Source organism: Rothia aeria, assembly GCF_016726365.1.
In the GTDB taxonomy this organism is placed as follows: Bacteria; Actinomycetota; Actinomycetes; order Actinomycetales; family Micrococcaceae; genus Rothia; species Rothia aeria.
The window spans coordinates 533,471-545,834 of sequence record NZ_CP068102.1 but is presented as its reverse complement, the minus strand read 5'-3'; the positions used below and the strand labels follow the sequence as shown (position 1 = coordinate 545,834).

Sequence of the window (12,364 nt, the reverse complement as noted above, 5' to 3'; positions counted from 1 at the left end):
GCCCCAAGTACCACTGAATAAATATGAGGAAGATTATGGCCGGTAATACCACCGCAGAACCGGGTCTTGTCACCCCACCTAGCCAGAGCCGCTTCGAGGCGTTACGTACCGCTCTAACCAATAAAAACACCGAAGACTGGCACACGCTCGATAGCATCCTAGCTGACGCAGACGAAAAAGAACGCGCCGCCATCATGCGTGCCCTAGGCGGGTTTGCTGCGGTGTACGAGGCTGAAGGGCCAACCCTGCGCATGGTTTATCTGCGTGCAGCCGTTGCACGCCGCGACCACGTGACATACCCGAAAGGGATATTCGCGCGCTCTACCGGGCAGGAAGCCACAGACGACCGTTGGGTGAAACACCACCCAGACCCCGGGTACCCACTCTACCCCCAGGAGAGCTTTCACACCGACGCAGCGGCACGGCAGAAAGCGGGTGAAGCGTTTGCGGCGGGGATTATGAGCCGCGGCGGAACCTGGGTTAATAAAGTTTTTGAGGACATCCACTGGTGCCACGACCTGTGGAGCCTGCACATTATGCGCCGCCTCATGCGGGATGTACCGCCCGAACAGTACCACCCGGAGTATCTGCGTGAGATCAGGTACTACCTGTGCCGCCCCTACCAGGATGAACCGTTCACCCGTGAATCACACGCGGAACGTATAGTGCGTATTCTCACGGAGGATGAGGGGCTGCGTGAGAAGGAATTCTGGGCATTCTTTACCGCCGAAGGGATGGGGGACACTCAGGCAATACTCACCTCTTCCACCGGCACCCGCGCCGGCGATGCACAAGAAAACCAGCTGCTCGAAAGCCAGCTCGTGGCTGCCTTCGATAGTCTCTGTGCGAGGCTGCCGGGGTTCCGTGACCGCCTCTTAGACTCCACACTGACGGGGATGCTCAGCGATTTCTCGGCACGTCATATTGCCTGGTACCTGAATATTCAGAAGCATCTTGCCCCCACCGTGGGCGAGATACTTGCCCGCAAAGATAACTACCTGAGCTTGCTCAGCACCGAACCTGGAGCAGCTGTCGCCTGGGGCCAAGCCGCCTATAAAACCCTCCTAGCTGAGGGTGCACTCGATAACCCGTATGAGCTGATAAGCGCCAGCGGGGCCGTGCTGAGCCGCGCCGATAAGAAAAGCGTCAAAGCCCAGCTGAGTCTGCTCCGCACCCTGAATAACTATGCCAATAAGCACGATTACTTAGAGGTGCCTCAGAAAGTGTCTGAGCTGGTGCGGGGGTCTCTTCCGTCGTACCCAGCGGATATTGCTCAGAGTGCCCAAAAACTCATACTTGAGAAGCCTTCGGGGGAGGTGCCGAACCATACGCAGGGCAGGTGCAAGGCGGCACCACGGGGCGCTGAAATCCCTCATATTCCTGCCCCACGCACCGCACCGTTACCGGATAACTATGCGTCCGGTGAGCCTATTACCGCCCCGGTGGAACTTAACCGGCTTCTTACGGAGCACCTCAGCGAAGCATCCGGGGAAACACACGGCATGGGCGCAGGTGAAGAGCTGGCGCGTATCCTTGACGGAATTATTGTCCTGGGGGCAGAGGCGATTGATAAGCAGAACCGGGAGCTCATGCGCCGCACAATACGTGAGATTCAGGATATTCACACCCCGGAGGCGAACTGGAGTGTTAGCTCGTGGGGGTTTCTCTGCCGGTACAACGTGATTCTTGGGCTCGCGCTCGCCGAGCTGGCTGAGGTTAAAGATAATGACGGCGCCCTTTGGCAGGAGCTTATTGCTACTATTACCGGCGGCACCATGACAATTACCCGACATGCCCGTCTTGAAAACCGGCGGGTGAGCCTGCTGCTGATCTTTGAGATGATGCGTTTTATTGACGAAATGCGCTCAGGCTCCGCAGCCGCCCCGTTCATGCGCCCCATACCTGCACAGTCCCGTCCCTGGACGCGGATACACTACCCGCAGGCGCATCTGGACATATGGTGGGACTCAACGCGGGATGAACAGGAGCTGCCCATCTGGGAAGCCCCCATGATGACCGAAGAGCAGGGGGTAGGAGCCATGCAGTCGGCGGCCCTTGGCGGCCCGTGCACCCGCATTGACGGCAGCTGCGATACGCACGAGAGGGAAGAATGGACGCACACCCAGCACGTGCCTGAATGGTTCGCCTGGCTTATGCAGCATAACCCGGATACCTATGCCGCTCACTCTCACATTCGCTTAATGCGCGCCCTGACCCAGAACCGGGTGCCAGAGGTTCAGCGAACCATGTGGCTGCTTGAAGCTAGCCGCCAAGTGCCAACGGCTCCGGTGTACTCCGCGTTGGCTCTTGCCTGCAGTGCGAAGAGTGTCGAAAACCGGGCGGCTGCGGCGGAGGCGATTGCAGGCTTATGCGCCTCGAACCTTTTTGACCCCGCCGGGTTTGCGCACCAGGTGCGGCTGCTGCTGGCGGAGAAGCTGCTGACGGCCGGGCGCCTTGCTAAAACCCTTGAGGATGCGGCGCATATGAGTGCCCTGAGCGGGTACCGGGTGCTGCACGTTTTGGCTGAGCTGCTGAATGAGATAAAGCCCGCCCACCAGCTCCTTGATCTGCTGGGGAAGCTCTGCGTGCATTACGGGGTGGCGGTGCCGGTTCCTGAGCATCTTACCCCCGCACCGAAAGCACGTGGTGTTGCAGCATCCGCCCTGCGTACTATTGCTGCCGTTGAGCCGCATGCTACGGATTCCCTCATAGCTGCCGCTGACGAGGCTGCTGCGGCAGAAGCATAGAAAACACAGAATAGGGTAACCGCCACGAAGCGGCACTAGCTGTGCTTCGTGGCGGTACAGCCATCTATTCCAAGGGGCCGCGCATATATGTATCGAGAGTGGGGCCAATGAGCCGCGCCGTCTGCTCAATAGAGAGCTCGGTCAGGGGCGGAATCTTCAAAATGTACCGGGTGTAAATCAGCCCAAAAATCTGGGTCCCTGCGAGGGCAAGCCGCGTTGTGGCGTTTTCCACCGGAAGCTGCGGGGCGAGGCGCTCTAAAAGTTCTTCGTTAACAAAGCGGAGGAAAACCTTTTGCGATTCTTCGTGGGTGCCAAGGCTGCGCAGCAGCCCGGTGAAGGCGGGCCCTATGGTGGGGGTTTCGAGGGTGGTGAGTACGGCGCGTATATAGTGCGTGCCGGGTGAGTCGGTTGCCTCCGGGCGGTATTCCGAGAGAATATCGGGTAGCCCGCGGGAGCGGAATACCTCAGAAATAGCGGCGGTGAAGAGGTCTTCTTTGGTGCCGAAATAGTAGTGGATGAGCTTCGCATCAACACCTGCGGCTGTGCCGATTTTACGCATAGTGGTGGCCTGGTACCCGTGTTCGCTAAAAAGCTCGGTGGCGACCTGCAGAATGTGCTTTCGTTCAACCCCTCCCGCTCTGGGGCCGCGGCGGGGCTTGGGATTCTTCTTAGGTGAACTCACGGCTTGACCTTCCCGCTCTTGTGTGGTGGTTTGAGCCTAACAGCGGGGGAGCGCTTGCGCAACCAGAAAGAGCGGTTAAGCGTATTACGCAATTTTTTGGATTAACGTTTCAATCTTTCCCGAGAGCCGGTAAAGCATCTGTAGGTTAATAAGAACCCCAGAGTGCTCAAGACCACGGTCAAAATAACTAATGCGAGGTAATCGATATGCTGGGTAGCAAAGATAGCGTATAAGGTAATAGCGTTAAACGGCATGGTAAATACTGCGGTCCTGCTGCCCGGCGCCCACCCCGGGAAGACTATTGCCTCACGAATATGGATGACGAGGTGCAATGTGTAGGCGATAAACATAGCTGCCACGACCTCAGCAGAATCAAGGATGATCCCGGTACAAAGGATGAGGCAGGCAACAACGAATTCTTCAGCGATCATGGCCGCAATAGCCGCGGTTGAGGGGTAATGATCTTGCCCTGCCACGAAAAGCTCGTCGTGATACCGGTTATTATCGGCATGTTTATCAATATAGCGGCGCACAAAAATAATCTCTTCAAATTCGTGCACCATAAACAGCACAAGGGTGATTAAAGCAAAACCGCTAATAGTCATTGCAGCCTCCCGAGTTTCCCGTGTAATTTCATGCTACAACCATGGGCGCACGGGGGAGAAGGGGACAGCGGGTGCTGCTCTGTGCCTCAAGCCGTGGTTTTACATGTTGTCTTCTTTGCTGCTCTGGTGGTTTGGGTATTACTGCGAGGGTACTTGCGCAATGGGATGGGGCAGCTGTAGGGTTAATTTCATCAACTGATGAAATAGGGAGGTGGGGGTAATGACAGCCCTCATTGTGAAAGAATTTCGGGAGTTGGCACGTGACCGCCGCACCCTGGCGATGCTGGTGATTTTGCCGGTAATCCTACTGATTATTTTCGGTTACGCGGCAAACCTATCCGTCGATAAGGTGTCGGTGGCTGTCATTGGTTCGCAGGCAGAATCTTTCGCCCATAAACTCGACACCTACAGTGCCGCACGGGATAAGCTTGACATCACCCAGATAGAACACACCCGCGGCGGGGAAGACGCAGAGCAATTACTGCGCGACCGAAAAGCCGACGTTGTGGTTGTTGCCGACCGGCCGGACACCTCGGACAAACCCATCTCAGAGCAGATGCGGGTCTACACCGACGGCAGTAACCTCTTTGTTGCGCAGACGGCGCAGGGTGCCTTCGTGCAGATATCGGCTGAGGACGCGCAAAACCGCATAACGGAAGCAAAATCCGCGTACCGCAATGCAGCCGCACAAGCACAAAAAGCGCAGCGTGACCACACAGCCTCACCCGCGCAAGGGCCCTCAGCAGCCCCAGCGGGGCCAGGGGCAGCACCATCAGACTTTACGAGCATGGAGAGCCCTAAACTAGACCCAGATGACCTCGTGACGGTACTGTTCAACCCGGAACTAAAAACATCCTGGGTGATGGTGCCAGGGCTTATTGGGCTGATTCTATTGTTCATCGGTACGGTCATTACCAGTATCGGGTTAGTGCGTGAGCGAGAAACCGGCACACTGGAACAACTGGCGGTCATGCCGCTTCGGCCCTCCTCCATTATTCTGGGCAAAATCGTCCCCTATTTTATGGTTGCCGTAGTCGATATGGCGGTGGTGACCATGCTCGGTGTGTGGCTTTTCGGGGTGCCCTTCAACGGCAGCCTGTGGCTGTTCAGCCTTGCCGCCCTCATATTCCTCTTCGTGGTGCTCGGTATTGGTGTGTTTATCTCCTCCATCTCCCAGAACACCGGGCAGGCCATCCAAATGGCGATTCTTTTTATGGTCCCGCAGGTGCTGCTCTCGGGACTGATTTTTCCCTTGACCTCCATGCCGCTAGGCGTGCGGTGGATAGGCTACGCCCTGCCTCTGACCTGGTTCCGTGAAATTGCTCAGGGCATTATGCTCCGCTCCGTAACCCTAGAAGGTATCTGGCTACCTTTTGTCATTCTGGCGGCTATGGCGGTGGTTGTTTTCGGTGCCGCAACGGCCCGGATGCGGTACATTCTCACCCACGGAGGGGCACGCTAATGGAACCCGTGACTATCAACCTTGAACAAGCCACAGTGCGTTTTGGAGACAAAACAGCTCTTGATAATTTCACGGGCGAGTTCACTCCCGGAACGGTAACAGCGCTGATCGGCGGGGACGGTGCCGGTAAAACCACGCTCCTTAAACTGCTCGCCGGAAGGCTGAGGACGCACAGCGGGAACAACAGCGGGTATGCCGTTGACCGGCACAACGTGGGGTACCAGCCCGCAGACTCTGGCGTGTGGCGTCATCTCTCAGTTGCTGAGAATATCGAGTTCGTAGCGCGTACCTACGGGCTCAGCCCAGATAAGGCCCGCACCCGCTCCGAAGAACTGCTCACAAAAGCCGGGCTAGACCACGTACCCAACCGGCTGGCTGGGCGGCTCTCGGGCGGGATGCGGCAAAAACTCGGGGTGGTGCTTGCAACACTGCACCAGCCCGGCCTGGTGCTGCTTGATGAACCAACTACGGGCGTGGACCCCATCAGCAGGGCAGAACTGTGGAGCCTGATCGCGGCCACTGCTGCGGAGGGGGCAACCGTCATCTTCGCCACCACCTACCTTGATGAAGCCGAACGCGCCACACGGCTGTTCCTGCTGGATCATGGGACCCTGCTGGGTGTTGGGACCCCCGACGAAGTGATAGCAGATGTACCCGGCTCAATCTGGCAGGCACCGGTGAGCCTGGAGCCCGCGCAGCAAGTACTTGCCCACCCATCCGCATGGCGCCGGGCACATACCGTCTACTGTTGGAGTGAAGACGCGCACCCCGCCCATCCTAAGGGTTTCACCCCCGCCCCTAAAGATTTAGAGAACGCAAGCATTGCGTTGCTGCTGGGAAAGACTTCGGGTGATCATGATTTAAATACCCTACCTACCGGGGTTGAGCGCAGCGGAAACCCCCAAATAGCAGAAAGTTTCGACAGCGGCGATACCCTCGTGCTGGCGGATCATATAGTCCGCGACTATGGATCTTTCAGGGCGCTTAACGGAGTATCACTGAGTGTGCGTCCCGGTGAAATTGTCGGGCTCCTCGGGGGCAACGGAGCCGGTAAAACCACGCTCATGCGGATTCTGCTCGGTCTGGAAACCGCCACCGCAGGTGAGGCGACACTCTTTGGGCAGAGCCCATCACTTGGCAGCCGCAGGCGCATCGGGTACGTGGCGCAGGGGTTGGGGCTGTACCCCTCACTGTCAGCCCTGGAAAACCTGGAATTCGCGGCTTCAGTTCAAGGGGTCGCCGTGAGCAAACAGGCCCGCAGCTTCGCAGAACGCTACGGCCACGCTCCCGTGACTACTCTGCCGTTAGGCGCTAAACGCACTCTCGCGTATCTTGCCGCTATAGGGCACAACCCCAAACTTCTCGTGCTTGATGAGCCCACCTCCGGTATGGACGCGCTCACCCGCGCCCGCCTCTGGGAAAACCTACGTGCCCTGGCTGATAACGGTACGGGCATTCTGGTAACAACCCACTACATGCAGGAAGCCGCCCAATGTGACCGCCTTGTCATGCTTGCTGCCGGCAAGGTAACTGGCACCGGAACCGTTGACGAGATCACCGCCGGGCACAGCTCGCTCGTGGTGAGCGCCAAACGCTGGGAAGAAGCCTTTAAACTGCTTCAGGATGCAGGCATTCCCGCACTCTTGGACGGCCGCACCCTACGCCTACCCGGTGCTGGGCGCGGCCCCGTCACCACGGCCCTTCAGCCGCTCGGGGAACAGGTTCATCTGCAAGAAGGCACCGCAACCCTTGAAGAAACCATGCTGCTAGATGCGGAGCCCTAACGACAGGCAGCTTTTAACGCTTAAAACAAATGCGGTCTGTCTAAATTACTGTTTAGACAGACCGTTTTTGTGCCCTTGAAAGGATTCGAACCTTCGACTTCTTGCTCCGGAGGCAAGCGCTCTATCCACTGAGCTACAAGGGCGAACCTCATCTATCCTAGCAGAGTATTGCTAAACTATTAACTTATGACTCCAGAAGAACTCTCAGACGCTATCACTCACGTTCTTAAAGACACCATTGCCGCCGGTCAGCTGACCCTCGTTGATGGTGCCGACCTGCCACAGGTTCGTGTGGAGCGCCCCAAATCGCGTGAGCACGGCGACTGGGCCACCAACCTCGCGCTGCAGCTTGCTAAAAAAGTCGGGAAAAACCCGCGTGAAGTAGCCGTCATCCTCGCAGAGAAAATCGCCCATACCCCTGGAGTTCTGCGGGTAGATATTGCTGGCCCCGGCTTCCTCAATATCACCCTGGATGCGGCAGCGGCAGGCACACTAGCCGCAACTATCGTAGAAGCAGGCGAATCCTACGGTACGAGCGATAAGTTCGCGGGGAAAACCATTAACCTCGAGTTCGTTTCGGCTAACCCCACCGGCCCCATCCACCTGGGCGGAACCCGCTGGGCGGCTGTGGGTGACGCGTTGGCGCGTATGCTCAACGCCGAAGGGGCGAACGTGGTGCGCGAATACTACTTCAACGACCACGGAACCCAAATTGACCGGTTCGTCAACTCACTATTGGCCGCCGCCAAGGGAGAGCCTACCCCTGAAGACGGCTACGCGGGCGACTATATTACCGATATTAAAGATCAGATTCTCGCCCAACGCCCAGATGCGCTTGATGCCGAGAATCCCGCAGAGATTTTCCGTGAAATCGGAACCGAGCTCATGTTCGCGCAGATTAAAGAGTCCCTGCACCGTTTCGGCACCGACTTTGATGTCTTCTTCCACGAAAACTCGGTATTTGAGTCTGGTGAAGCCGACCGCATCATTGAGCAGATGAAACAGGACGGTCAGCTTTTTGAAGCTGAAGGCGCCTGGTGGATGCGCACCACCGACTACGGCGACGACAAAGACCGTGTGGTCATTAAATCTGACGGCAACCACGCCTATGTGGCTGGCGATATCGCCTACTATAAAAACAAAATGACCCGCTCCGAAAACCCCGCCGACGTGGCTATTTATATGCTTGGCGCAGACCATAGCGGCTATGTGGGGCGGCTGAAAGCTATCGCCCAGATCCTTGGGTACCAGCCCGAGCAGATTGAGGTCATGATTGGGCAGCTGGTGAACCTCGTTAAAGACGGTAAACCCGTGCGCATGTCAAAACGTGCCGGTAATGTCGTCACCCTCGAAGACCTAGTAGAGGCTGTGGGGGTGGATGCGGCACGCTATGAGCTCACCCGCTACTCAGTGGACAGCACTATCGACATTGACCTAGACCTGCTGGTGCAGAAAAGTAACGATAACCCGGTCTACTATGTGCAGTACGCGCACGCCCGCGCATGCGCCGTTGCACGTAACGCCGCCGATGCCGGGGTGGATACCGCAGCCGGGGTGGATACCGCGCTGCTGGATTCCCCTGCGGACACGGAACTGCTTGCAGCACTGGGGCAGTACCCTGCGGCCGTGCGCACCGCCGCCGAATTCTATGAGCCGCACCGTGTTAACCGTTATCTCGAAAACCTGGCAACCGCATACCACCGCTGGTACGGTATCTCGCGTGTGGCCCCGAAGAGCGATGAGCCGGTGACCGATCTGCACCGCACCCGTTTGCTTCTCAACAATGCAGCCCGGCAGGTGCTCGCCAACGGATTGGGTCTGCTGGGGGTCACCGCCCCCGAACGTATGTAACGCCAACCGACCAGAAGCTGCGTACCCCGCCAACACGATGACGGGGCACGCGGCTTTTGTATATTGGTTTATCCGCTATCTGAACACCGCCCATCAGCAGCATCGTGGCGGCGCGGCGTTCCGATATAGTGGTGATGGCATCACGAATCTGTGACCGTGACATAAGACCTGAGGACTATGCATGAGCGACGCGCAATCCCTGTACGCCCCCAACTGGCTTACCTGCCCTGACCATCCCGCCGAGCTGAACCGCACCATCTGGACTGACTCATTTCAGCGTAATTACGGGGGAGAGCTCACCATCGACGGCATTGCAGCGAGTGAGCTTGTCGAAGAGTTCGATACCCCGCAGTACGTATTTTCGGAAGACACATTCCGTGCCAGGGCACGCGGGTACCGCCGGGCATTCGAGGATGCCTTCGCCCGGCACGGGGCGCAGGCGAGTGTCTACTACGCGGGAAAGTCATTTTTGTGCACCGCCGTGGCGCGGTGGGCGCATGAGGAAGGCTTGTGTCTTGATACGGCGTCGGGCGGGGAACTGGCGATTGCCCTGCGGGCGCAGGTTCCCGGGCAAGATATTGCGCTGCACGGTAATAACAAGTCGTATGACGAGATTAAACGCGCTATTAAACACGGGGTAGGCCGCGTGGTGGTGGACTCCATTGATGAGCTCAAACTCATCACAGATGTGTACGCTGAGCTGTGCGCAGAAAGTGTCGCAGAGGGGCTGGAGCCGTATCCGGCGGTTCCCGTGCTCATCCGGATTACGCCCGGTGTGCACGCCTCCACCCACGAATCTATTGCCACGGCGCATGAAGACCAGAAATTCGGGATGTCGCTTCAGCCGGGAACCGCACGTCTGGCCGGGTTGGAGGCCGACGAACTTGAGTATTGGTCAACCACCGAGGACGAATCCTACGCGATGCTCGCCGCCGGTATTCTCGCCGTCACGGATTCCCTGGAATTCCGGGGTATTCACTGCCATATAGGTTCGCAGATTTTTGAGGCTCAGGGTTTCGAGCAGGCGGCAGATACTGCCCTCACTTTTATGCATGCTGTGAACCAGAAATACGGTCTTAGCCTGCCTGAGCTTGACCTGGGCGGCGGCTACGGTATCGGTTATACCGAGGCCGATACCCCGCGCAGTATTGAGCAGATTACTGTCTCGATTGCGGATGCAGTCGCGGCAACCTGCGTACGTCTTGGCCTGGCGATTCCGCATATGTCTTTTGAGCCTGGCCGCTCGATTTCCGGTCCCTCGGGGGTGACGCTCTACACCGTCGGGACCATTAAAAACGTGAGTATTGAGGATGAGCACGGTCAGATTCGAGTGCGCCGGTATGTCTCGGTGGACGGCGGTATGAGCGATAATGCGCGCCCGGTTCTCTACGACGCCGACTACACGGTTACCCTGGCAAACCGCGCCCCGGCGGGAGAGCAGGTGCTTTCACGTGTGGTAGGTAAACACTGCGAATCGGGTGATATTGTGGTGCGGTACTGCTATCTTCCTGCTGACCTTCAGGCGGGGGATATTCTCGCGGTGCCAGCTACCGGGGCGTACTGTTATGTGCTGGGATCGAACTATAACTACCTGAGCCGCCCGCCGGTTATTGCTACGTCGGCGGGGGAGGCGGCGCATCCTATTATTCGTCGACAAAGCGAAGATGAGATGCTCGCTCTGGACACGGGCTTCTAGCGCGGGCGCCGCAAATCTTTTCCGTGCGATGACCCCGCAATCGCGAGTTCGGCCAGGAAGCCGCGTAATATAACGACACCCCCGTAAATGGCGGTAATGTTGGCGTCTTGACCGCGCCCAGGTGCCGCTCTCTTGATACAGTTGATGATGACGTTGCCCGTTTGTACAGGCGCGTTCACCACTCGGTCAAAATGTAGGAGATAACGTGACTGACACCATTAAGGTTGCTCTGCTCGGCGCTGGGAATGTGGGTTCCCAGGTAGCGCGTATTTTCAGTGAGGATAGCGCGGTTCTCAAAGAACGGATAGGCGCGCCTGTTGAGCTGATTGGTATTGCCGTGCGTGATACTGCGGCTAAACGCCACTGGGATGCCGACCCAGGGCTGTATACCACCGACGCAGACGCCCTGATTGATGCCGCCGATGTGGTGATCGAGCTGACCGGCGGTATTGAGCCCGCACGAACCCGAATTCTGCGTGCCCTAGAGGCCGGTAAATCGGTGGTTTCGGGTAATAAAGCGCTTCTGGCAAAACACGGTGTTGAGCTTCAGGCTGCTGCCGATAAGTCCGGTGCACAGCTTTCTTATGAGGCAGCGGTCGCCGGTGCGATTCCGATTCTGCGTCCCCTGCGTGATTCTTTGGCAGGCGATACCGTCACACGTGTGCTGGGCATTATGAACGGCACCACCAACTACATCCTGGATCAGATGGATACCACCGGCGCAACCTTTGCCGATGCGCTCAAAGACGCCCAGGAACTTGGCTACGCCGAAGCAGACCCCACCGCCGACGTTGAAGGCCACGATGCCGCATCAAAGGCGGCTATCGTAGCCTCATTGGCGTTCCATTCTGATTTCACCATTGATGACGTTCACGTTGAGGGTATTACCGCTGTAAGCGCCGATGACGTTGCCGCCGCAGATGCCGACGGCTATGTGATTAAACTTCTGTCCGTTTGCGAACGCGATGGTGAGGGGGTCAATATCCGCGTGGCTCCTACGCTTATTCCGCGGCAGCATCCGCTGGCGGGTGTTCATGGTGCGTTTAATGCCGTGTTTGTGCAAGCACAGAACGCAGGCGAGCTGATGTTCTACGGCCCCGGCGCCGGTGGGGCACCGACCGCTTCCGCCGTTCTGGGTGATTTTGTATCGTTAGCGCGCCGCCTGGTACTGGGCGGTCCGGGTGTGCCCGAGTCCTCTTACGCGCAGCTGCCCGCTACCGGATTGGGCGACATTATCTCCCGCTACTCGGTAGGCATGCTGGTTGACGACAAACTGGGCGTGCTCGCAAACATTTCCCGTATTTTCGCCGAACACGGCATTTCGGTGGATTCTTTGCGTCAGTCTACTCCGCAGGACGGTGCCGCACAGATTCGCCTAGTAACGCACTCCGCCAAAGACTCTGACCTGCGCCGCGCGATCGCGGTGATCGACGGCTTAGACACCGTGCGCGAGATTATTTCCGTGATTCGCGTCGAGTCCGGTAAATAGATCAGGAAGACTAGAATTTCAGCGCGGAAATTCGCAAGTCCGCGCGAG

The 12,364-nt window shown here is 57.8% G+C and carries 8 protein-coding genes and 1 tRNA gene; 6 read left to right on the top strand and 3 right to left on the bottom strand.

All coding sequences use genetic code 11. The annotated features are described in order from the left end of the window. Nucleotides 1-35: 35 nt before the first annotated feature. Complete coding sequence (locus I6I94_RS02295) at nucleotides 36-2,747, top strand: DUF6493 family protein (protein ID WP_201620833.1); 2,712 nt, start codon at nucleotides 36-38, stop codon at nucleotides 2,745-2,747. A 64-nt stretch (nucleotides 2,748-2,811) separates the two neighbouring features. Here the strand turns inward: I6I94_RS02295 and I6I94_RS02290 are convergent, their stop codons facing one another. Further along, nucleotides 2,812-3,429, bottom strand: a complete 618-nt coding sequence (locus I6I94_RS02290) for a TetR/AcrR family transcriptional regulator (protein WP_094758010.1) — start codon at nucleotides 3,427-3,429, stop codon at nucleotides 2,812-2,814. A gap of 101 nt (nucleotides 3,430-3,530) precedes the next feature. Then, on the bottom strand, nucleotides 3,531-4,034 hold the full coding sequence (locus tag I6I94_RS02285; RefSeq protein ID WP_236588899.1) for an HXXEE domain-containing protein: 504 nt from the start codon (nucleotides 4,032-4,034) through the stop codon (nucleotides 3,531-3,533). 220 nt (nucleotides 4,035-4,254) lie between these two features. Between I6I94_RS02285 and I6I94_RS02280 the strand changes: the two genes are divergently transcribed. Both I6I94_RS02280 and I6I94_RS02275 read left to right on the top strand, forming a co-directional pair. Next, nucleotides 4,255-5,496 carry an ABC transporter permease gene (locus I6I94_RS02280; RefSeq protein WP_037235596.1) on the top strand — a complete coding sequence of 414 codons (1,242 nt, stop codon included), beginning with the start codon at nucleotides 4,255-4,257 and terminating at the stop codon, nucleotides 5,494-5,496. Beyond that, complete coding sequence (locus I6I94_RS02275; RefSeq protein WP_201620832.1) at nucleotides 5,496-7,280, top strand: ATP-binding cassette domain-containing protein; 1,785 nt, start codon at nucleotides 5,496-5,498, stop codon at nucleotides 7,278-7,280. Before I6I94_RS02280 ends, I6I94_RS02275 begins: the two co-directional genes overlap by 1 nt. A gap of 70 nt (nucleotides 7,281-7,350) precedes the next feature. On the opposite strand, the gene I6I94_RS02270 is transcribed toward I6I94_RS02275, so the two are convergent. Beyond that, nucleotides 7,351-7,423 (bottom strand) — tRNA-Arg (locus I6I94_RS02270). Nucleotides 7,424-7,466: 43 nt separating this feature from the next. Here I6I94_RS02270 and argS point away from each other — a divergent pair. The 3 genes from argS (at nucleotide 7,467) to I6I94_RS02255 (ending at nucleotide 12,316) form a co-directional block, all read left to right on the top strand. Further along, nucleotides 7,467-9,131: an arginine--tRNA ligase gene (argS, locus tag I6I94_RS02265; RefSeq protein WP_201620831.1), complete on the top strand. Its 1,665-nt coding sequence runs from the start codon at nucleotides 7,467-7,469 to the stop codon at nucleotides 9,129-9,131. 181 nt (nucleotides 9,132-9,312) lie between these two features. After that, the gene (gene lysA / locus I6I94_RS02260) at nucleotides 9,313-10,827 is read left to right on the top strand and encodes a diaminopimelate decarboxylase (protein ID WP_201620830.1); all 1,515 of its coding nucleotides are present in this window, start codon (nucleotides 9,313-9,315) and stop codon (nucleotides 10,825-10,827) included. A 205-nt stretch (nucleotides 10,828-11,032) separates the two neighbouring features. Further along, nucleotides 11,033-12,316, top strand: coding sequence for a homoserine dehydrogenase (locus I6I94_RS02255; RefSeq protein ID WP_023134621.1), 1,284 nt, complete (start codon nucleotides 11,033-11,035; stop codon nucleotides 12,314-12,316). The last annotated feature ends 48 nt before the right edge of the window (nucleotides 12,317-12,364 follow it).

What these genes read in the sequence shown, in the direction of transcription:
- I6I94_RS02280 (WP_037235596.1), top strand. Translation starts at nt 4,255, where the DNA reads ATGACAGCCCTCATTGTGAAAGAATTTCGGGAGTTGGCACGTGACCGC.
- I6I94_RS02285 (WP_236588899.1), bottom strand. Translation starts at nt 4,034, where the DNA reads ATGACTATTAGCGGTTTTGCTTTAATCACCCTTGTGCTGTTTATGGTG.
- argS (WP_201620831.1), top strand. Translation starts at nt 7,467, where the DNA reads ATGACTCCAGAAGAACTCTCAGACGCTATCACTCACGTTCTTAAAGAC.
- lysA (WP_201620830.1), top strand. Translation starts at nt 9,313, where the DNA reads ATGAGCGACGCGCAATCCCTGTACGCCCCCAACTGGCTTACCTGCCCT.
- I6I94_RS02275 (WP_201620832.1), top strand. Translation starts at nt 5,496, where the DNA reads ATGGAACCCGTGACTATCAACCTTGAACAAGCCACAGTGCGTTTTGGA.
- I6I94_RS02295 (WP_201620833.1), top strand. Translation starts at nt 36, where the DNA reads ATGGCCGGTAATACCACCGCAGAACCGGGTCTTGTCACCCCACCTAGC.